Source organism: Acinetobacter faecalis (assembly GCF_034187745.1).
Taxonomy (GTDB): domain Bacteria; phylum Pseudomonadota; class Gammaproteobacteria; order Pseudomonadales; family Moraxellaceae; genus Acinetobacter; species Acinetobacter faecalis.
On the sequence record NZ_JAXHPF010000006.1, the window covers coordinates 37,219 to 57,112 of the forward strand.

General features: G+C 35.5%; 20 protein-coding genes. 11 read left to right on the forward strand and 9 right to left on the reverse strand.

From position 1 onward, the window contains the following. Positions 1-8 precede the first annotated feature (8 nt). Positions 9-923: an NADP-dependent oxidoreductase gene (locus SKM54_RS07930; protein WP_321095072.1), complete on the reverse strand. Its 915-nt coding sequence runs from the start codon at positions 921-923 to the stop codon at positions 9-11. A 214-nt stretch (positions 924-1,137) separates the two neighbouring features. On the opposite strand from SKM54_RS07930, the gene ahpF reads away from it, so the two are divergent. Next, the gene (ahpF, locus tag SKM54_RS07935) at positions 1,138-2,703 is read left to right on the forward strand and encodes an alkyl hydroperoxide reductase subunit F (RefSeq protein ID WP_321095073.1); all 1,566 of its coding nucleotides are present in this window, start codon (positions 1,138-1,140) and stop codon (positions 2,701-2,703) included. Between the two features lie 243 nt (positions 2,704-2,946). Here ahpF and SKM54_RS07940 read toward each other — a convergent pair whose 3' ends face one another. The 3 genes from SKM54_RS07940 to SKM54_RS07950 all read right to left on the reverse strand — a co-directional run bounded on the left by SKM54_RS07940 (position 2,947) and on the right by SKM54_RS07950 (position 5,120). Next, entirely contained in the window at positions 2,947-3,204 is a 258-nt protein-coding gene (locus tag SKM54_RS07940) for a YfhL family 4Fe-4S dicluster ferredoxin (protein WP_321091179.1), read from the reverse strand. Positions 3,205-3,213: 9 nt separating this feature from the next. Next, complete coding sequence (gene trhP, locus SKM54_RS07945; protein WP_321095075.1) at positions 3,214-4,623, reverse strand: prephenate-dependent tRNA uridine(34) hydroxylase TrhP; 1,410 nt, start codon at positions 4,621-4,623, stop codon at positions 3,214-3,216. Positions 4,624-4,703: 80 nt separating this feature from the next. Continuing rightward, positions 4,704-5,120: a Cd(II)/Pb(II)-responsive transcriptional regulator gene (locus tag SKM54_RS07950; RefSeq protein ID WP_321086966.1), complete on the reverse strand. Its 417-nt coding sequence runs from the start codon at positions 5,118-5,120 to the stop codon at positions 4,704-4,706. Between the two features lie 77 nt (positions 5,121-5,197). Between SKM54_RS07950 and SKM54_RS07955 the strand changes: the two genes are divergently transcribed. Beyond that, positions 5,198-5,833 carry a cation transporter gene (locus SKM54_RS07955; RefSeq protein WP_321095076.1) on the forward strand — a complete coding sequence of 212 codons (636 nt, stop codon included), beginning with the start codon at positions 5,198-5,200 and terminating at the stop codon, positions 5,831-5,833. A 46-nt stretch (positions 5,834-5,879) separates the two neighbouring features. Here SKM54_RS07955 and SKM54_RS07960 read toward each other — a convergent pair whose 3' ends face one another. Both SKM54_RS07960 and SKM54_RS07965 read right to left on the reverse strand, forming a co-directional pair. Further along, entirely contained in the window at positions 5,880-6,665 is a 786-nt protein-coding gene (locus SKM54_RS07960; RefSeq protein ID WP_248102792.1) for a DUF2071 domain-containing protein, read from the reverse strand. A gap of 109 nt (positions 6,666-6,774) precedes the next feature. After that, on the reverse strand, positions 6,775-7,554 hold the full coding sequence (locus SKM54_RS07965; protein ID WP_154772433.1) for a ferredoxin--NADP reductase: 780 nt from the start codon (positions 7,552-7,554) through the stop codon (positions 6,775-6,777). 104 nt (positions 7,555-7,658) lie between these two features. Between SKM54_RS07965 and tsaA the strand changes: the two genes are divergently transcribed. The 6 genes from tsaA to SKM54_RS07995 all read left to right on the forward strand — a co-directional run bounded on the left by tsaA (position 7,659) and on the right by SKM54_RS07995 (position 14,194). Further along, complete coding sequence (gene tsaA / locus SKM54_RS07970) at positions 7,659-8,366, forward strand: tRNA (N6-threonylcarbamoyladenosine(37)-N6)-methyltransferase TrmO (RefSeq protein WP_321095077.1); 708 nt, start codon at positions 7,659-7,661, stop codon at positions 8,364-8,366. Positions 8,367-8,482: 116 nt separating this feature from the next. Next, positions 8,483-9,772 carry a hypothetical protein gene (locus tag SKM54_RS07975; protein ID WP_321095079.1) on the forward strand — a complete coding sequence of 430 codons (1,290 nt, stop codon included), beginning with the start codon at positions 8,483-8,485 and terminating at the stop codon, positions 9,770-9,772. A 92-nt stretch (positions 9,773-9,864) separates the two neighbouring features. Further along, the gene (locus SKM54_RS07980; protein WP_154772430.1) at positions 9,865-11,622 is read left to right on the forward strand and encodes a GspE/PulE family protein; all 1,758 of its coding nucleotides are present in this window, start codon (positions 9,865-9,867) and stop codon (positions 11,620-11,622) included. A gap of 84 nt (positions 11,623-11,706) precedes the next feature. Then, positions 11,707-12,060, forward strand: coding sequence for a NirD/YgiW/YdeI family stress tolerance protein (locus SKM54_RS07985; RefSeq protein WP_321089608.1), 354 nt, complete (start codon positions 11,707-11,709; stop codon positions 12,058-12,060). A gap of 126 nt (positions 12,061-12,186) precedes the next feature. Beyond that, a complete protein-coding gene (locus SKM54_RS07990) occupies positions 12,187-12,849 on the forward strand; it encodes a response regulator transcription factor (RefSeq protein WP_321095080.1) in 663 nt (220 codons plus the stop codon). A gap of 13 nt (positions 12,850-12,862) precedes the next feature. Then, complete coding sequence (locus SKM54_RS07995; protein WP_321095156.1) at positions 12,863-14,194, forward strand: sensor histidine kinase; 1,332 nt, start codon at positions 12,863-12,865, stop codon at positions 14,192-14,194. Positions 14,195-14,273: 79 nt separating this feature from the next. Here SKM54_RS07995 and hemP read toward each other — a convergent pair whose 3' ends face one another. Next, positions 14,274-14,441: a hemin uptake protein HemP gene (gene hemP, locus SKM54_RS08000; RefSeq protein WP_321095081.1), complete on the reverse strand. Its 168-nt coding sequence runs from the start codon at positions 14,439-14,441 to the stop codon at positions 14,274-14,276. A 143-nt stretch (positions 14,442-14,584) separates the two neighbouring features. On the opposite strand from hemP, the gene SKM54_RS08005 reads away from it, so the two are divergent. Next, positions 14,585-15,490 carry an NUDIX domain-containing protein gene (locus SKM54_RS08005; RefSeq protein ID WP_321095082.1) on the forward strand — a complete coding sequence of 302 codons (906 nt, stop codon included), beginning with the start codon at positions 14,585-14,587 and terminating at the stop codon, positions 15,488-15,490. 45 nt (positions 15,491-15,535) lie between these two features. Here SKM54_RS08005 and SKM54_RS08010 read toward each other — a convergent pair whose 3' ends face one another. Both SKM54_RS08010 and mrcB read right to left on the reverse strand, forming a co-directional pair. Continuing rightward, entirely contained in the window at positions 15,536-16,084 is a 549-nt protein-coding gene (locus SKM54_RS08010; protein WP_321095083.1) for a tetratricopeptide repeat protein, read from the reverse strand. A 13-nt stretch (positions 16,085-16,097) separates the two neighbouring features. Then, on the reverse strand, positions 16,098-18,485 hold the full coding sequence (gene mrcB / locus SKM54_RS08015) for a penicillin-binding protein 1B (protein ID WP_321095084.1): 2,388 nt from the start codon (positions 18,483-18,485) through the stop codon (positions 16,098-16,100). A gap of 187 nt (positions 18,486-18,672) precedes the next feature. Between mrcB and SKM54_RS08020 the strand changes: the two genes are divergently transcribed. Then, positions 18,673-19,581, forward strand: a complete 909-nt coding sequence (locus SKM54_RS08020) for an NAD(+) kinase (RefSeq protein ID WP_199287343.1) — start codon at positions 18,673-18,675, stop codon at positions 19,579-19,581. After that, positions 19,578-19,841 (forward strand): YeaC family protein, encoded by a 264-nt coding sequence (locus SKM54_RS08025; RefSeq protein ID WP_321086984.1) that lies wholly within the window; start codon positions 19,578-19,580, stop codon positions 19,839-19,841. Before SKM54_RS08020 ends, SKM54_RS08025 begins: the two co-directional genes overlap by 4 nt. The last annotated feature ends 53 nt before the right edge of the window (positions 19,842-19,894 follow it).

The following is a 19,894-nucleotide window of genomic DNA, read 5'->3' on the forward strand; positions in this document are numbered from 1 at the left end:
GCTATCCTTTAAATTACGATTACAAGTTTGCCAGATACATGACCTGTTTCACTTTTTATGTGTGCAGCTGCAATATCATTAAAGTCATAAACCTGATCAATTATTGGTTTAATTTTTCTGGCTGAAATAAGTTGATTGACTACTTCAAAAGGGTTGCCTTGCACACCACGCATAAAGTGAAATTCCTTATTTAGAGCTGGGCTAAATTGGGCACTTTCATCTGAAACAAGTGAAACGAGCGTGCCATTTTCCTTAAGTAAATCCCAAGAATCGATTTGAGTTTGACCGCCAACAACACTATCTAAAATAAGGTCAAAGTCTTTTTCTAATGTGGTAATAGATGTTGCACGATAATCAATGATTTCATCTGCACCTAATTGCTTTGCTAAATGAATATTAGATGTGGAAACAGTTGTTGTTACATGAGCGCCAAAGTATTTTGCAATTTGAATGGCTGCTGTACCAACACCTCCAGCACCAGCATGAATCAGTACTTTCTGATTTTTTTGAATATTTCCCATAGTTTTGAGTGCTGAATAAGCAACTTGAGAGCCACTTGGTAAGCTTGCAGCTTCAGCAAAGTTTAAAAATGCAGGAATAATTTGAGTTTTATCAGCATCCATACTTACATATTCTGCATACGCATGTTGTGTGCGTCCATAAACGTTATCACCAACTTTAATATGCTTAACATCATCGGAAACTTTCATGACAATGCCTGACACCTCTGAACCTAAAATAAAGGGTAGTGGTAGAGGAATAAAAGCTTTAATTGCTCCGCTACGTAATTTCCAATCTATAGGGTTAATACTAAAGGCTTTAACTTGAACAAGAATTTGTCCTGCATTAATCGTAGGTATTTTCACGTCTTTTATTTCTAATACATTTGCTTTGCCATACTGACTAAATTGAATAGCTTTCATATTTTAAAGTTCATTAAATTATTTGAAATTACTTTAGCGCGAGAGTTTCTTTGAATACAGGCTGCTAAGTGCAAAGGACTGTTGCAAAAATGAAGTTATTATACTGATTTGCAAAAACGATTATGTTTATAAAAACAAACTGTTTCCTCAATTTAATGGTTTGTTCTATGATTCTCTCATCAAATAAACATTTACTCCTTTGGAGACGTTAGCAATGTTAGATCAAAATACTTCAGCTCAATTAAAAACACTTCTTGAACGCCTTGAAAGCCCAATTGAAATTGTAGCAACTTTAAATGGTTCTGATAAATCAGACAAAATTAAAGAGCTTGTTTCAGAAATTGCAGAGCTTTCTAATTTAGTCACTGCTCGTTTTGACGGTACTAACTCTCGTGCGCCAAGTTTTGGTATTGCAAAAGTAGGTGAACAACCACGTGTAAACTTCGCAGGTTTACCAATGGGTCATGAGTTCACATCTTTGATTTTGGCATTGTTACAAGTTTCAGGTTATGCACCAAAAGTATCTGATGAAGTTCTTGCTCAAATTAAAGGCTTAGGCATTAAAGCTGACTTCGACGTATTCGTATCTTTAAGCTGCCATAACTGCCCTGACGTTGTTCAAGCATTGAACTTAATTGCCATTAACAACCCAGGCACAACAGCAACCATGATTGATGGTGCATTCTTCCAAGAAGAAGTTGAAGAACGCAAAATCATGGCTGTTCCAATGTTATTCCAAAATGGTGAACACATTGGTCAAGGTCGTATGACACTTGAAGAAATCATTGCAAAACTTGATACAAACTCTGCTGCAAAAGATGCTGAGAAATTAAATGCTAAAGAAGCGTTTGATGTACTAGTTATTGGTGGTGGACCTGCGGGTAATACATCTGCTATCTATGCAGCACGTAAAGGGATTAAAACAGGTATCGTAGCTGAACGCATGGGCGGTCAGGTGATGGATACAATGGATATTGAGAACTTTACCTCTATCCAAAAAACACAAGGTCCTAAGTTTGCTGCTGAAATGGAAGCACACGTTCGTGAGTACGGTGTAGACATTATGAATTTGCAACGTGTATCTGACATTAAAGGTGCAGATGCAACAGCAAATGGGCTTGTTGAAGTGACTTTAGAAAATGGTGCAAAACTAGAATCTAAAACTGTCATCCTTTCAACAGGTGCGCGTTGGAGAGAAATGAACGTTCCAGGTGAGCAAGAATACCGTACACGCGGTGTTGCATACTGCCCACACTGTGATGGTCCATTGTTTAAAGGCAAGCGTGTTGCAGTGATCGGTGGTGGTAACTCTGGTGTAGAAGCAGCAATTGACCTTGCAGGTATTGTTGAGCATGTAACGCTTGTTGAGTTTGATACAAAACTTCGTGCTGACCAAGTACTTCAAGACAAATTGAACAGCTTGCCAAACACAACTGTAATTAAAAATGCGTTATCTACTGAAGTTGTTGGTGATGGTTCACAAGTGACTGCACTTAAATACAAAGACCGTGCAACTGATGTTGAACACACTGTCGAACTTGCAGGAATTTTTGTACAAATTGGTTTATTACCAAATACAGATTTCTTAAAAGAAACAGATGTTGAACTTTCAAACCGCGGTGAGATTGTAATTAACGAGCGTAATGAAACCAATGTAAAAGGTGTATTTGCCGCGGGTGACTGTACAACAGTTCCTTACAAGCAAATCATTATTGCAACTGGTGAAGGTGCTAAAGCTTCGCTATCTGCTTTCGATTACATTATTCGTAGCGGTAGTTAAGTCTAAATTGAAAGAGGTGAAAGCGTCCCCAAACACTTTCACCTCTAAACTGATACATATATTGTTCTTTTTGGGAACTTTGGATGCTAACACCAAAGTTCCCTTTTTTTATTTTAAGTTAAAAATTCAAGGTGTCCCCAAGCACCTTGAATTTATCCCTTAATATCGTTTTATTATTGTTGTTTTTTTCTTTTCCCCCTGGTTGTAATTTCTTAATTAGCAATATATGTGCCATTTCATCGTTTATTGTGTGCTGAATAAATTCAGCGCTTTAAACTTTGTTTCTAGCTGTTCTTGAGTTTCTATATGTTCAGGATGCGGAATAATGCATTCAATAGGACATACAGAAACACAAGTTTGATGATCATAAAAACCAACACATTCAGTGCAACGATCTACATCAATTTCATAGACCTTTGAACCTTCATAAATTGCATCATTTGGACATTCGGGTAAGCACATGTCGCAGTTAATGCATTTGTCAGTAATGAGCAATGCCATTTTAAAATCCTAAACCGCTTGGTAAGCCAAAGACGACGCTGAAATATCAGCAGTAGAGTTTGGTAAGTTGCGAATAAGTAAAGCAAAGTTCATATCTACATCAGCAGGAACAGGAATATCTACGATATGACCTGAACCTTTTGCATCTTCAATAAGATTACCTTTTTTATCTTTAATTTCTGTTAAAGTGAATGTGATATTTCCAGAAGTTGTCATAAGCTCTAATGAGTCACCAACAACAAAGCGATTTTTCACATCAATTTTAATGTAGTCACCGTTACGTTCTAAAACTTCACCACAGAAAATTTGATGATCGAAAACTGAAGAACCTGTTTCATAGTTTTGATATTCACTATGTACATGACGACGCAAGAAACCTTCGGTATAACCACGGTTTGCTAAGCCTTCAAGTTGAGTCATGAGAGCAGGGTCGAATTTTTTGCCTTGTAGGGCATCATCAATCGCTTTGCGATAAATTTGTGCAGTACGTGCACAATAGAAGTACGATTTTGTACGACCTTCAATTTTTAATGAGTGAATACCCATTTTCGTTAAGCGGTCTACATGCTGAACTGCGCGTAAATCTTTTGAGTTCATGAAGTAAGTGCCGTGTTCATCTTCTTCTGCGGCAAACATATCTTCTTCATTGCGCTGTAAAAGTACAGGTTCATTAAATTGGTTTTGTTCAAGCATATGTTGTTCGTCAGCATCGACTTGTGAACCTGAACAACCACAACCAGAGTTTTCATCTAATTGTTTTACAGGAATTACATCGCCTGTTTCATCCTCGACAGCATCGTGAATTTGATATTCCCAACGACATGCATTTGTACATGCACCTTGGTTTGCATCACGCTTATTCATGTAACCTGAAAGTAGGCAACGACCTGAATACGCCATACATAATGCGCCATGTACAAAAACTTCAATTTCCATATCTGGTACATTATTTTTAATTTCTTCAATTTCATCTATAGATAATTCACGTGACAAAATCACACGTGTTAAACCCATATTTTTCCAAAATTTTACTGTTGCCCAGTTTACAGCATTGGCTTGAACAGAAAGATGAATATCAATATTTGGGAAGTTTTCACGCACCATCATAATCAGACCAGGGTCAGACATAATGAGTGCATCTGGGTTCATTGCAATAACAGGTTCTAAGTCACGAATGAAGTTTTTTAATTTTGAATTATGCGGTTGAATGTTTACAACAACATAGAATTTTTTGCCTAGTTCATGTGCTTCTTTAATACCAATGGCTAAATTGTCATGATCAAAAGCATTATTTCGAACACGTAAACTGTAACGAGGTTGTCCTGCATAAACCGCATCTGCACCATATGCAAAAGCGTAACGCATATTTTTAAGTGAACCAGCAGGAGAAAGTAATTCAGTAACGTGGGAAATGGTCATGTCTAAATAGGCATAAAAAATATATGGCTTAATTGTAAGAACTAAAAAAAAAGATTCAACCTAGTAAATTGGTCAACTTTTTAAGAAGATTTTGCCTCAAGTTGCTTTAAAATTTGACAATCATCAATACGAGAATCTGTATTACAGGTAGAGCGAAGCTCAACAAGTTGAGTTTGGAACTTTTTCAATTCATTAATTTTATCAGTAACTTGTTGTATGTGATCGTCAATAAGTTGATTCACAGCACTACAGCTTTGTGCAGGATTTTGCTCAAGTTCTAATAAGTGTGTAATTTCATTTAATGAGATTTCTAGCGCACGGCAACGTTTAATAAATATTAATTTATTGAGTGTTTTTTCATCATAATAGCGATAGTTATTTGAACCGCGAAAAGTTGGCTGTAATAAATTCTTCTTTTCGTAAAAGCGAATAGTGTCTGTGCTTAAGCCTGTTTTTAAAGATAAGTCTTTAATGAGGTAATTTTTTTGTATTTTCATGCTTGACCTTGGAGTTACTCCATAGTTTTCAATAAGCATAATATAAATTGAATGATAAGTTCATAGAGGTTATGTAAATGGCATGTTCTTGTAGTAGTGCGCCCGCACCACAAAAGCCAAATAGCAAATTTCGTACAGCTTTATGGATTGCTTTAATTATTAATGCTGCCATGTTTATTGTTGAATTAGTGGGTGGTGCTTATGCACATTCATCTTCACTTTGGGCAGATTCATTAGACTTCTTTGGTGATGCAGTTAACTATGGTGTTTCGCTTGCGGTATTAAGTGCAAGTTTATATTGGCGCGCAACAGTAGCTTTAGCAAAAGGTATTGTAATGGCAACCTTTGGCTTTGTTGTAATTGGCAAAGTTATTTATGCCTATGTGCAGGGAATTCCACCTGAAGCAATTACCATGGGTGCAATTGGTATTCTTGCCTTAATTGCCAATGTCATTTCAGCAGCAGTTCTATATGCGTTTAGAGATGGAGATTCGAATATGCAATCGGTTTGGTTGTGTAGTCGTAACGATGCAATTGGTAATGTTGCGGTAATTTTGGCGGCTGTTGGTGTGTTTGGTACAGGAAGTATGTTACCAGATTTAATTGTGGCAATGATTATGGCTGGACTTGGTTTAGTTGCAGGTTATCAAGTGATTAAACGTGCTCGATTAGAACGTCAGCAAAATAAAATTGTAGATGTTTGTTCAAATTGAAAATGATTCAAAATAAAAAACCGAGCTAAGATGCTCGGTTTTTTAATTATAAAACGGTAGGTGGAAGATAAATCGTAAATTCATTTATAGGTTCAATTAATACGCTATAAGGTTTAAGTTGATCTTCAAAACTGACCAATCCCATACGTTCCAATAATTCAAATTTTGCATGCACAAGTTTCGCAGGTTTAGGCTTTAAACGATCATGCCAAACTCTATAAGTGCCTAACTTTCCATCTAAGCGATAGTAAAAACCAGCAAGAGGATGAGTTAAAAAAACTTGATAAGTTTCTTGATTGGGAAAGCCTTCAAATTGCCATGAATCTGTTTCTGATTGTTCTAAGTGAACTTCAGATGCAGCCCAATCGCTTAAAGTTTTCATTTTATATTGTGAGTAAAAGCCTTCTTTATTTTGAATGCAATCGAAGTTAATAGATGCTTTGTGCCAAGGTAATTGCCATATATGACGTGGGACAGCAACTGTCCATGAATCTAACGTTGTACCAAGAAACCAAACACAACGCTCTTGAGTTGTTTGATCTATCACATAAACACGATAGTTGGTTTGCCCCATAGTAAAATTTGGAAAAGGATAAACTGCCGAAGTAAAGTCTATATCTATAAACGGTACAACAGACATGAGTGCACAAGTTTTACCTTGATATTCAATCGTATCTAATTTAAAGCGTTTAGGAATAATATTTTCAAAACGAATAGGGTCAATTGCATAGGTAATTAAAGCAAAATGTTGAAGGCTACATTTCACATCTATGCCTTTAGGTTTTGGACGTGGGTGTAAATAATGCTCAAAACTAAGATTTGGAAATGTCATAAAGTTTTATATTCGTTCTATTTGTGCATTTTCTATTCTATGTAAAAACAGAAATATCGTCCAATAAAAAACCGAAGCTTAAGCTTCGGTTTTTAGATTCTAAAGAATCTTATTTTTCAACGAATGCACGTTCAATTACGTAATCGCCTAAAACACCCATTTTCGGTGATTCTTTAAGACCATGTTGGTCAAGAAGTGCAGCAACATCGTCAAGGAATGCAGGGCTACCGCAAAGCATTGCACGGTCAGTTTCAGGGTTGAAACGTGGTAAACCAATTTTCTCGAACAAGTCGCCAGTTTCAATAGCTGTAGTTACACGGCCTTGAGTGTGGAAATCTTCACGAGTAACGGTTGGGTAGTACACTAATTTTTCTTTAGCGCCTAACTCACCAAAAAATTCATGGTTTGGAATTTCGTTTTCAATTAAGTCTTGGTAAGCCAATTCTGAAACATAACGAGTACCATGAACGACGATAATTTTTTCAAAACGTTCGTAAGTTTCAGGGTCACGAATTGTAGAAAGGAACGGTGCAAGACCGGTACCAGAAGAAAGAAGGTACAAGTTTTTACCAGGGTTTAAATCGTCAAGAACTAAAGTACCTGTAGGTTTTTTAGAAACTAAGATTTCATCGCCCACTTTAACTTTTTGTAAAATAGAAGTTAAAGGACCATCTGGCACTTTAATAGAGAAGAATTCTAGTTCTTCTTCATAGTTGGCACTAGCAATAGAATAAGCACGCATTAAAGGCTTGCCATTTACTTCAAGACCAATCATGACAAATTGTCCGTTTTTAAAACGAAGTGCGACATCACGAGTCGTTTTAAAAGAGAATAAAGTGTCATTCCAGTGGTGGACGTGAGTAATCTTTTCGACGTTGAAAGCAGCCATTAAAGGTCTCAATAATTATCAAATTAGAACAGCTTGCTATTCTAATCTAAAATGATTCTCGATAAACTGAATATATTTAATTGAGCTTATCAGAAAAAGTGATTATGACCGATCTTAAAATGCCAATTATTGGTTATATGAAGTCTCCCTACACAGAAAAATTTGGTATTCCACGTCAGCCAAACTTGGTAAAAATTGAATCTTATATAGAAATGATTGCGCCTTATAATGATTTATTGGCATTTGAAGGTATAGAAGATTTTAGTCATCTTTGGCTGATTTGGCAGTTTCATGATAATAAAAATCAACAAGATAGCGATAAGTTTAGATCACAGGTACGTCCACCACGTTTAGGTGGAAATAAAAAAATTGGCGTGTTCGCAACACGAAGTATGTATAGACCATCTCCTATGGGCTTATCTGTAGTAAAGCTAAATAAAGTTGAAAAAGTAGGGAAGTTTGTTCGTGTATATGTGACAGGAAGTGATTTATTAAATGAGACACCTATTTTAGATATTAAGCCTTATATTCAATATTCAGATGCAGTTTTAGATGCAAAAAGTGGTTATGCGCAAGATGAACCTATTCGAAAGCAGGTTATTTGGAATGATGATGCTCAAATCCAACAACAAAATTTACTTAAGAAAAATAAAATTACATCGCAATTAATTGATGAATTAGAACAGGTTCTAAGTTTAGACCCAAGACCTGCTTATCAAGATGATGTAGAACGCATTTATAAAATGAAATTTGCAGAATTTGATGTGCAATTTAAGGTGATTGAAAACGCAATTTATATTTTAGAACTGTGAACTAATATACATAAAAAGTCCTTGAATATTCTGTTTTTATTGTATTAATTGCTATTCTAAATAAAACAATCTAAATTTTATACATGACAATAATTAATAAAATTACGGACTTACTCATGTATAAAAAAATTATATTAAGTTTTACCTTAGGGGCGATATTTCCATATATCGCGCATGCAAATGTGAATAGTGAAAATATTATTGAAGTTGGTGAATCATGTGATACACAATCTATTGTAGATGCAATTCGTTGTGGTCAAGTCACAGGCAAATTTCATACCTTATATTATTCAACGCATAATGCTTATTTTGTGGAGGATTTGAATCAAGATACTGTGACAGCAGGAGGATATCTAAAATTTGAAACTGCGCCATTTTATGGATTCACTGCGGGAATAAGTTATGCAGGTCAGCGCCGTTTGGACGATCGACATTCTGATAACGATGAAGTGACCGAGCTAAAAAATAATAAAGATGGTTTAGCTGAAGCGTATATAAATTGGAATAAAGATGCTTTGAAAATAAAAGTTGGTCAGCAACATTTGGATGTACCATTTTTAGGGAATTATGACTGGCGTATTATGCCGCCACTATTTCGTGCCGTAGATATTCAATATGGTTCACAAAATGATTATGTACGATTTACGGGTGCAGATCGTTTTAAAAGTTATGCGGATGATCAATTTACAAAAACTTCAAGATATTCAAATGTTGAAACAGATGGTGTGTGGTCTATCGGTGTTGCCAAAAGTTTTGATGTCGGTACAAATAAATTAAATGCTCAAATGTGGTACCAAAATTACGATGATTATAATTACCTTACTTATTTTGAAAGTCATTTAAAATTAAATGAACAGCGTTTTACTCCAAGTTTAGGCGTACAAATTATGTATGCTAAAGGTGATGGTCAAGCCCTAAAACAAGCATCATATCTGGTAGAAAATCATAAGGTCGATCATCAAGGAGTTGGTGCACTTCTTAGCTTAAATCCTAAAGAAAATATCACCGTCAAAGCGGGTTATAATTACATTAAAGAAAACAAAGATAGTTATATGAATGGTGCATTATTTACGCCTTATATGATTTATACATCTTCGGGTCCATATTTTGCACAACCATTTTTTACAAGTACTCAAGACTTAGGTTCAGGGCATGCGTATATGGTTTCTATTGAGGGTTCTTTAAATGAACAAACATATATTGGCGTAAATTATTCATTTATGGATTTAAAAGAATCATCAGATGTGAAGTCATTGAATCAATCTGAATACGTGATTTATGGTTTTTATAATTTCAAAGGAGCAATGAAGGGGTGGAGTTTGGCTAATTTCTTTGGTGTTGTTACATCACCAAGAGAAGATAAGGTGTTTTTGCAAAACAGATTTGGAGTTAAGTATATTTTTTAACAAAATAAAAAGTTAAAAGAAAAATACCGGTAGAAGCTTATTAAACACTTTTAATAATTTGTTATAGTGATATCAGTTTTGGGGAAAACGCTATGACATTTAACTTTGAAATTGATACGACTTGGTGTTTAGAACAATTATTAAAAGATGGACGTATTACAGAACGTGATCGAGGTTTAATTCAAACTACACATCGCCAAAGAGATCAATTGAAATGGCATGCTTTACAATGGATTGCGAATTTTAATTTAATAGATCAAGCACATCCGCAATCTACTTTAACGCTGAATCGTTTATGTCAGTGGCTGTCTGAAAAATCTAAATTACCTTTTTATATTATTGATCCGCTCAAAGCAGATGTAACTGCTTTAACAGGCGTAATGTCACAAGAGTTTGCATTACGTAACCGTATTTTGGCTGTGGAAATTACCCCAACTGAAGTTCTTATTGCAACCGATCAACCTTTTCAAAAAGAATGGATTGCCAATTTAGAAAGCAGTTTATCGCCAAAGCAAATTAAGCGTGTGTTGTTAAATCCAGAACAATTACAACGTTATATTATTGAATATTATCAAGTTAGTCGTGCTGTTACAGGTTCGCAGAAATCTTCAGCTTATGAGCGTGATAACAAAGGTGTAGAAGCTCTTTTACAGTTGGGTGATACGCAAACGCCAGATGCAAATGATCAACACATCGTAAAATTGGTCGATTGGGTTTTACAGTTTGCTTTTGAACAAGGCGCGAGTGATATTCACTTGGAGCCACGAAAAGGCGAAGGGAAAATACGTTTTCGTATAGATGGTGTGTTGCATACCGTTTATAACATGCCTGCAAATACGCTTATGGCGGTTATTTCACGAATTAAAATTTTGGGTCGAATGAATGTTGCTGAAAAGCGTAAACCGCAGGATGGACGCTTAAAAACACGTACGCCAAAAGGGCAAGAAACTGAATTGCGTTTAGCAACATTGCCTACCGCATTTGGTGAAAAGTTGGTTATGCGTATTTTTGATCCAGATGTTTTGGTTCGTAATTTTCAGCAGCTTGGTTTTGAAGGGCATTTACTTGAAAGTTGGAAAGCTCTAACGAGTCATAGTCATGGCATTATTTTAGTAACGGGGCCAACAGGTTCGGGTAAAACCACTACGTTATATTCGTCTTTAAAACAGCTTGCAACCGAGCAAGTCAATGTATGTACCATTGAAGATCCAATTGAAATGTTAGAGCCTAGCTTTAACCAAATGCAGGTAAATGCAGGTATCGATTTGGGCTTCGCAGATGGTGTACGTGCTTTAATGCGTCAAGATCCAGACATTATTATGGTTGGTGAAATACGTGACAACGATACTGCAAATATGGCAATTCAAGCAGCTCTGACGGGGCATTTAGTTTTATCTACATTACATACTAACGATGCGCCATCAAGCTTAACGCGTTTGCACGATTTAGGTGTTCAGCCATTTTTAACGGCAGCAACTATTTTAGGTGTTTTAGCACAACGTTTAGTTCGAACACTTTGTCCACATTGTAAAACTGAAACATTTATTAATGAACAAGAATGGAAACATCTTGTGGCTGATCATTCTATTGTCATGCCTGAATTTGTATTTAAAGCTGTAGGATGTGAAGAATGTCGTCATACAGGTTATAAAGGTCGTGTTGGTATTTATGAATTTTTGCCTTTAAGTTTGGATATGAAGCATTTAATAGGCACAAATGCGGCTTTAAATGATGTGCGCGCTCAGGCGAAAAAAGAAGGTATTGAACCTTTACGTGTAGCAGGCGCACGAAAAGTAATGTCGGGCTTAACAACTTTAGAAGAAGTACTTCGAGTTGTGCCATTAAGTTAAAAATATTTTTTATCTTAAGATTCACCTCATATTTGTTTGTTTTAATAACTTCATCGAAGAGACACAACAACTTAGAGGTTTAAGATGAAAACATTAACGAAAACAATTTTAATGGTTGCTGCAATGGGTACTGCTTCAGTTGCAATGGCAAATACAGTAAATGAGCAAGCAATTCATAACGTTGTTACTGTAAAACAAGCATTAAACATGAAAGATGATGCGAATGTTCAACTAAAAGGCTATGTAGTTAAATCTGTTGGTGATGAAAAATACGAATTTCGTGATCAAACAGGTTCTATTACAGTAGATATTGATGATGAACTTTGGATGGGTAAAGCAATTTCTGCAAAAACACCTGTTGTAATTATTGGTGAAGTAGATATTGATTACAAACCAATGAAACGTGTTGAAATTGATGTTGATGCTGTGAAATTTTAATTTTTAAGCGATAAACAAATTTCATTTATAAAAAACCACATGAATTCATGTGGTTTTTTCATATAAGCTGTATTAAGAAAAAATCAGCACATTTGTTTTGCTTAAAAGACTTATATAGGAAAATTTATGCGAATTTTATTGGCAGAAGATGATCATTCACAAGCTGAAAGCATAAAATCTTGGCTCGAAATGGATGGCTATACCGTAGATTGGGTAGAGCGAGGAGATCATGCAATTTTAGCAATTGAACAACATGAATATGATTGTTTATTGTTAGATCGAGGTTTGCCTAAAGCAACAGGTGATGAAATTCTAAAAGTCACTCGCCAAAATAAAATGAATATTCCTGTGATTTTTTTAACAGCAAAAGACAGCATTCAAGATCGAGTAGATGGATTAGATTTGGGTGCAAATGACTATTTGGTGAAACCATTTAGCTTAGAAGAATTGTCTGCACGTGTACGAAGCCAATTACGCCAAAAACAAACTGTTGCAACATCTACAATAGAGTTTGCAAACTTAGTTCTAGACGTACAAGCAAAGCAATTAAAACAAGATAATAATGTGATCGATTTAACCGCCAAAGAGTTTCAAATTTTAAATAAGCTCATGCAAAATTCATCGCATATTGTGACCAGAGAGCAATTAGAAGAATCTATATATGCATGGGGAGATGAAATTGAAAGTAATGCAATTGAAGTATTTATCTATCAAATTCGTAAAAAAATTGGCAGCCATTATATAAAAACTGTACGAGGTTTAGGCTATAGAATGAATCAGGATTTATAAAATGAAAAATGCGATGCGAACTGTTTCGTTACAAAAAAAATTAGTCAAAAGTTCAATTTGGGGCTCAATTTTTGCGGGACTTATCGCATTTATTTTATTGCTTGGTATTTCTATTTATCAAACCATGAGCGTGCAAGATGAGCTTATGGATGAAATTTCCGATATGCTTTTAATTGCTGATATTTCAAGTGTTTCAGGTTCACAATTAGATGAATTGAGTGAAGAGTTTGAAATACAATATCAATTAAATTATAACAATCAGATATTGACGCATTCGGAAGATTTTCAATCTACATTCATAACGCTAATAAAAAATAATAAAAACAAAGAAGGCTATAGTTTTATTTGGCACGACAATCAACTGTGGCGTACATATATTCAAACCAATGATGAAATGCTGAGTTTTATTGTTCAACCAATAAAATATCGTGTGAAAGATTTAATGAATACTTTCGCAATTTATTTTGGCATTCTGTTATTACTGTGGGCTATTCAGTGGTTATTTATTCACTTCACGGTAAAACATCAATTCAAGCGTTTTAATTTGTTAGCTAAACAAATTGCTGAAAAAAGTGCAGATGATTTAGCGCCAATACAACATCAAGCAGTAGAGTTTCAAGAATTACAGCCTATGATTCATCAGCTTAATGAGTTATTGGCAAGGCTAGAACATTCTTTAGAAGCAGAACAACGTTTTACCGCAGATGCTTCTCATGAGCTGCGTTCGCCGTTGTCTGCCATTCAAATGCGTTTGCAACTTTTAACGCGAAAATATGCATCAAATGAAATATTGAACAAAGATTTAAAACAAATTCAACAAGATGTGAGTCGAGGTACTTTGGTTTTAGAAAATTTACTTTTACTTGCTCGTTTAGATCCAAGAAAGACGAATGATTTGCCTAAATCAAAAATAGATTTAGAAGCGCTTATTCAAGATGTAATAAGTGCGCTTAAACCTTTTGTAGATGAAAAGCAGATCAATATTAAAATGAGTGTTGCTCAAGATGTATATATTCATGTGAATAAAGAACTTATTTTCACCTGTATTCGAAATATTTTAGACAATGCGATTCGTTATATTTCCATGAATGGTGAAATATATATTCAGGTACTTAAGCAAAGTCATCAAACTGAAATTGTAATTACAGATAATGGTAATAATGTCACCGATGAAACAATTGCACGTTTGGGTGAGCGCTTTTATAGAGCGTTAGGTACTAAAACGACGGGTTCGGGTTTAGGTATTTCAATTTGTCAGAAAATTATTGAATTACATCATGGTCAGTTGAGTTTTTCGAAAAGTGAACAAGGCGGTTTGATTGTGAAAATATCTCTGCCAAATTAAATTTTTATTTAAATAAAAAAAGCAGTATGCGCTGATTCATACTGCTTGTTCCCACGCTTATTATTATATTTAGTGTTTTTTATTTTGTGAGAATTAGACGGTTATTGCGTGTTAAGCGTAAGCGGTATTCTTCACCTGCATGCATAATTCTAATTTCACGACCTAAAGAAAATAAGTTATTTGAATGTAGCATTGGTAGTGAGTGAGCAGTTTCGTTACGAGTGAATAAGCTAAAAGATGCGTTCATTTTTCTAAACTCCAAGGTGTGTGGTGAACGTTTTAAATGATAATCATTATCGAATAGGCCTGTCAATGACTTATTTAAAAAATGTTCGAAATACTACAAATCGCTTACACTTCATCACCTGAATTATGGAAAAGGATAAATTCATGTCAAAGCCAAATTTGAATGTTGCAATTGGTCTTCTTGTTCATCAAAACCGTATATTGGTGGGATGGAGAGAGGAGAATCAACATCAAGGAAATAAGCATGAATTTCCTGGTGGAAAAGTAGAAACAGGAGAAACACCAGTTGAAGCATGTCGCCGTGAAATATATGAAGAAGTTGGGCTGAATATAGATTTAGATCATTGGAAAAATTTTGATGTTATTCGTCATGAGTATGATGATGTTATTGTTCAGCTTCATTTTTTTATAGCGCATGTATCTAATGAAGATAGTCAAACAGTCGTTGCACCGTGGAAATGGATTGCACGAGATCAGTTACTTCAATTAAATTTTCCAAAAGCAAATACAAGTATTGTGAAACGTTTATATTGGCAGCGTTTAATTAAAATTAGTCATGATTTGTCTTGTTTGAATCATATTTCAGATGATCGATTATTATATTGGCGTATTGCAGAATCTGAATTTTCACATGAAGAATTTTCACAATATAGCATCGAAAAATTATCCAAAATTATTGTGAATATTAATATTTTTAATCAGTTAGGCGAATTGCAAAAAAATGCAATTCAAACCATTCATTTAAAGCAGGATCAACTTTTTCAGCTCAGTAAAAATCAATTTGATTCATCTAAAAGATATATTGCTGCTTGTCATAATTTAGAAGCTTTAAAACATGCAGAGCAAATTGGCTGTGAAGCTGCTTTTTTAAGCCCTGTATTGGCAACAGAAACACATCTCGATGCACAAGGATTAGGTTGGGAAAACTTCGCTGAAATGGCGTTACAAGCGAATTTGGTGATATTTGCTTTAGGTGGTGTTTCACCAGAACTGTTGAATGATGCAAAAAATAATCATGCATACGGTGTTGCAGGTATTCGAAGTTTTTAACTTAAATTTATAGCAAATAACTTTGATTGAAAAATGCATTAAAGTCTAAAGTGACTTTAATGCATTTTTTGATTCAGCAACAGATTTTGCATTATTTTGCTTTTGTGCAGCACGTTGAATGGTAAGCCAAAGTTGGCGTTTAATGGTGTTGGTTTGTGCAAAGCTTAAACCACGTCTAGCCAAAGATTCTGCATTTTTTGCATTATTTTTTTGCAAGGCAACGAGTGATAAATACAAATATGTATCAGCAGATTGTGGAGCAAGGCGTTGCGCTTGAAGAATGAGACCTTCAGCTTTATCGAATTGACCCGCGTTATAGCTGGTTTTTGCTTGGCTCATAAGATTTTTATAAGCAGGTAATGATTCACCATCTTCTAGCTTTTGTTTTGTAGTAGAAGATGGAGCGGTGTGTAATTTTTCACGTTTTATTTCGTCTAGTTCGTAAGTCTTAATTACGACACCATTGGCATTTCTAATTTCTTTTGCCTGTGGCTTGGTTGTTGAATCTGTTTTTTTAGAATCAGACTTCATTGGCAGGTTTTGACAACCGACCAAACCAAGAATTATGCATGTTGAAAGTACAATTTTATACATTGAATACAATCCTTTAATTTGTAAATTCACCGCTAGAAATTACACGTCCACCGTTTTCATCTAAGCTGTCACTTTCACGAATTAAATTTTCTATGCTGTCAGTAGGTTCAGCATTTTCATCGCTTGTTGATGCATTCGGATCGTAAGTTGCTTCAGGGTCGTAATATGGCAAGCCACATTCAGTAGCTTGCGTTGGCGATTTAGTGCGAAGTACAGGAACTTGTATTGAACCTTCGCAATAAGGCGCAGATAAGAAGCCTGAATAACGATCTAACCATAACCATTGAACATCATCAGGTTGGCGTAAATTCACAGGTTTTTGGCGTAACCGTTTCATCACATTTGACCAAACAGGGAGCGCACCAGATGAGCCTGTCAATCCTGTAATTGCATTGTCATCTAAACCTAACCAAACAACAGTCGCATAATTGCCTGAATAGCCTGCAAACCAAGAATCACGAGTATCGTTTGTAGTACCAGATTTACCTGCAAGCTTTAAATTAGGCGATAAAGATGCATTCGCAGAACGACCTGTACCTGAAGCAATCACTTGTTGTAAACCGTAATTAATCATATATGCAGATGATGGGTTCATCGTTTGCTGAACCGTTAGGCTATAACGATCTAATACACGACCTTTTGCATCTACAACTGTACGAATAGACTTCACAGGATATTGGAAGCCACCTGTAGCAAAGTTATTGTAAATACCAAGAACTTCAAGTGGAGATAAATCTACAGCACCTAAGAATGTAGAAGGGTAGCTAGGAATTTTATTACCATCGATACCAAACTTCATTAATTGGTTGCGGAAGCTACTTACACCAAATTCTTGACCTAAACGAACGGCAGATAAGTTATATGAGTTTGCAAGTGCTTGAATCATAGGTACCACGCCATGTTCACCGCCACTGTAGTTTTTAGGTGTCCAGTTTTTACCATTTGAAGGAATGCTAATGTAGCTGTCTTCAATTTGAGATGCCCAGTTATATCTACCTGAATCTAAAGCATTTAAATAAATAACAGGTTTAAGTAATGAACCGACTTGGCGTTTTGCATCTAATGCGCGGTTAAAGCCTGTGAAATCTTGAGTAGAACCTACAGCAGCAACAAGCTCGCCATTTTCAGGATGAGTAATCACCACAGCGCCTTGTAAGTCTTTTAAGCGTTTAGGATTTCTATTCACCAAACTTGAAACTGAAGATTTAAACGCATTTTGAACATTGGTTTGTGCAACAGGATCAAGCGTTGTAAAAATACGTAGACCTTGATTTGTTAAATCACTTTCTTGATATTCTGCACGTAATTGACGACGCACAATATCCATGAAATCTGGGAAGCGAGAAGGTCCTAAAGTTGGTTTATCAATAACATTGAGTGGACGAGCAACTTCAGTTTCATATTGCGCTTCGGTTAAATAGCCCATAACAAGCATATTATTTAACACAATATTACGACGTTTAAGTGCGCCTTCTGGGTTTCTCCAAGGATTGAATAAACTTGGACCTTGAACCAAACCAACTAAATACGCTTGTTGAGCAATATTTAATTCACGAAGAGGCATACCAAAATAGAACTGCGATGCCAAACCGTAACCATTAATAGAATAGTTACCATTTTGACCTAAATGTACTTCATTTAAATATGCTTCTAAAATTTCACTTTTTTCATAGTGAAGTTCAATCAGCATTGCCATGAAAGCTTCGTTCACTTTACGTTTTAAAGTTCTTTCAGGTGTTAAATAAAAGTTTTTAACCAATTGCTGAGTAAGCGTTGAACCACCTTGACGCTTACCACCTGTAACGTTACTTACAAGCGCGCGCGCTGTACCACGAATAGAAATACCATGATGGCTATAAAAATTACGATCTTCGGTTGCAATTAAGGCTTCAATAAGTGGCTTAGGGACTTTATCTAGTTTAATAAGAACACGGTCTTCATTGTGCTGAGGATAAATACCACCAATAAGCATTGGTTCTAAACGTGCAATACCTGTTGAAGATGGCTTTGTCGCACTTACTTCTGAAATTGCATTATTGTTAAATGTGACTTTTAAAATTTGTTCAGGTTCAACGCTATCGCCAAAATCGAAGCCACGTGTATGCACGTAAACGGAATTACCAGAAGTCGTATAATTCCCTGTTTTTGTATAATTATCTGAACTTTTATAACCAAGGAAATTCAATTCTTGAATAAGGTCTGACTGGCTCACAGGCGCATTGCTATAGATTTCTAAAGGACGAGCAAAAACCTTTGCAGGAATGTCCCATCGATTACCTTCAAATTTGTCACGAACAATATTATCCATGCGAATTAAGTAGATACTAAATGCTACAAATAAGCCGATAACAACAATACAAAAAAGAAGGGCAAATATGCCAATGCCACGTTCAGACTTCATATATCAGAATAAAATATTAGTAAATTACGCTAATCATGCGAAGCTTTTAATCAATTTGCAATGATTAATATGTTTATATCTTTAAAAAAGTCATGTATTACTAAGAGAAATTTCTAGTCCTAATTTTTCTAAATCTTCTGTGATAGTGATATTATAGATAACGAATCGTAGTGGAGCGATATCGCTGGTGCAAATTTCACATAAGAATTTTCGTAACATTGGTTTAATTGGACGTCCAGATAAATCTTCAGTTGTTGAAACTATTAGTCTTATTCATGACCATTTAATTAGTATTGGTCTACATCCAGTTTTTGACTCGGAAACTGCCGAGCTAGTACCGTATAAAAACACGCAAACTGTAAGTCGCGCTTTACTTGGTGAAGTGGTCGATTTAGTGATTGTGGTAGGTGGTGATGGTTCATTACTTCATGCTGCACGTGCTTTGGTAAAATTCAATACGCCTGTTATTGGTGTAAACCGTGGTCGTTTAGGCTTTTTAACTGATATTAAGCCTACAGAAGTAATTTTTAAGCTCGATCAAGTTTTAAAAGGTCAATTTCAGTTAGATCGTCGTTTCCTTTTTGAAATGGAAGTCCGTTCAAAAGGTGAAATTATTTACGAAGCAATTGCATTAAATGATGTGGTATTGCACGGTAAAACTGTACATATGATTGATTTCGATTTAAGTATCGATGGTCAGCATGTTTATCGTCAACACAGTGATGGTTTAATTGTATCTACACCGACAGGTTCAACGGCTTATGCCTTATCTGGTGGTGGACCTATTCTGCATCCAAGTATGGATGCAATAGCACTTGTTCCTATGCATCCACATACACTATCGTCTCGGCCAATTGTAGTTGGGGGACAAAGTGAAATTAAAATTGAAGTTCGTGAAAATCGTGTGATGCCAATGGTAAGTGCCGATGGTCAACAAAGTGTTTCATTGGGCGTAGGCGATACTTTACATATTCGTAAGCACCCTTATAAACTTAATTTACTCCATCCACCAGGATATGACTTTTATATGGCTTGTCGTACCAAGTTAGGATGGAATCAAGATTTTGAATCTTTGCAACAACAGGATGAATCATGAATATTGAACAAATGCTAGCTGTACTCGATCCTGAAATTGTGGGTCGTTTAAAAACGGCTGTAGAAATTGGCAAATGGCCAAATGGTGTTGCGTTGACTCATGAACAACGCCAAACATGTATGCAAGCTGTTTATGCTTGGGAAATGAAAAACCTTCCTGAAGAAGAGCGTAGCGGTTATATTGACCGTGGTACGAAAGAAGAAGATGAACATTGCGATTCGCATGTTGAAGAAGAGTTCAAACCGATTCGTTTTGTTTAATCATTTTTTATTATTGATCAAATTAAACAATAAAAAGCCCGATATTGAATCGG

What these genes read in the sequence shown, in the direction of transcription:
- SKM54_RS08010 (WP_321095083.1), bottom strand. Translation starts at nt 16,084, where the DNA reads ATGTATAAAATTGTACTTTCAACATGCATAATTCTTGGTTTGGTCGGT.
- ahpF (WP_321095073.1), top strand. Translation starts at nt 1,138, where the DNA reads ATGTTAGATCAAAATACTTCAGCTCAATTAAAAACACTTCTTGAACGC.
- SKM54_RS07985 (WP_321089608.1), top strand. Translation starts at nt 11,707, where the DNA reads ATGAAAACATTAACGAAAACAATTTTAATGGTTGCTGCAATGGGTACT.
- SKM54_RS07980 (WP_154772430.1), top strand. Translation starts at nt 9,865, where the DNA reads ATGACATTTAACTTTGAAATTGATACGACTTGGTGTTTAGAACAATTA.
- SKM54_RS07950 (WP_321086966.1), bottom strand. Translation starts at nt 5,120, where the DNA reads ATGAAAATACAAAAAAATTACCTCATTAAAGACTTATCTTTAAAAACA.
- SKM54_RS07965 (WP_154772433.1), bottom strand. Translation starts at nt 7,554, where the DNA reads ATGGCTGCTTTCAACGTCGAAAAGATTACTCACGTCCACCACTGGAAT.
- SKM54_RS08025 (WP_321086984.1), top strand. Translation starts at nt 19,578, where the DNA reads ATGAATATTGAACAAATGCTAGCTGTACTCGATCCTGAAATTGTGGGT.
- SKM54_RS08005 (WP_321095082.1), top strand. Translation starts at nt 14,585, where the DNA reads ATGTCAAAGCCAAATTTGAATGTTGCAATTGGTCTTCTTGTTCATCAA.
- trhP (WP_321095075.1), bottom strand. Translation starts at nt 4,623, where the DNA reads ATGACCATTTCCCACGTTACTGAATTACTTTCTCCTGCTGGTTCACTT.
- SKM54_RS07940 (WP_321091179.1), bottom strand. Translation starts at nt 3,204, where the DNA reads ATGGCATTGCTCATTACTGACAAATGCATTAACTGCGACATGTGCTTA.
- SKM54_RS07960 (WP_248102792.1), bottom strand. Translation starts at nt 6,665, where the DNA reads ATGACATTTCCAAATCTTAGTTTTGAGCATTATTTACACCCACGTCCA.
- SKM54_RS07995 (WP_321095156.1), top strand. Translation starts at nt 12,863, where the DNA reads ATGCGAACTGTTTCGTTACAAAAAAAATTAGTCAAAAGTTCAATTTGG.
- SKM54_RS07975 (WP_321095079.1), top strand. Translation starts at nt 8,483, where the DNA reads ATGTATAAAAAAATTATATTAAGTTTTACCTTAGGGGCGATATTTCCA.
- SKM54_RS07955 (WP_321095076.1), top strand. Translation starts at nt 5,198, where the DNA reads ATGGCATGTTCTTGTAGTAGTGCGCCCGCACCACAAAAGCCAAATAGC.
- SKM54_RS07990 (WP_321095080.1), top strand. Translation starts at nt 12,187, where the DNA reads ATGCGAATTTTATTGGCAGAAGATGATCATTCACAAGCTGAAAGCATA.
- tsaA (WP_321095077.1), top strand. Translation starts at nt 7,659, where the DNA reads ATGACCGATCTTAAAATGCCAATTATTGGTTATATGAAGTCTCCCTAC.
- mrcB (WP_321095084.1), bottom strand. Translation starts at nt 18,485, where the DNA reads ATGAAGTCTGAACGTGGCATTGGCATATTTGCCCTTCTTTTTTGTATT.
- hemP (WP_321095081.1), bottom strand. Translation starts at nt 14,441, where the DNA reads ATGAACGCATCTTTTAGCTTATTCACTCGTAACGAAACTGCTCACTCA.
- SKM54_RS07930 (WP_321095072.1), bottom strand. Translation starts at nt 923, where the DNA reads ATGAAAGCTATTCAATTTAGTCAGTATGGCAAAGCAAATGTATTAGAA.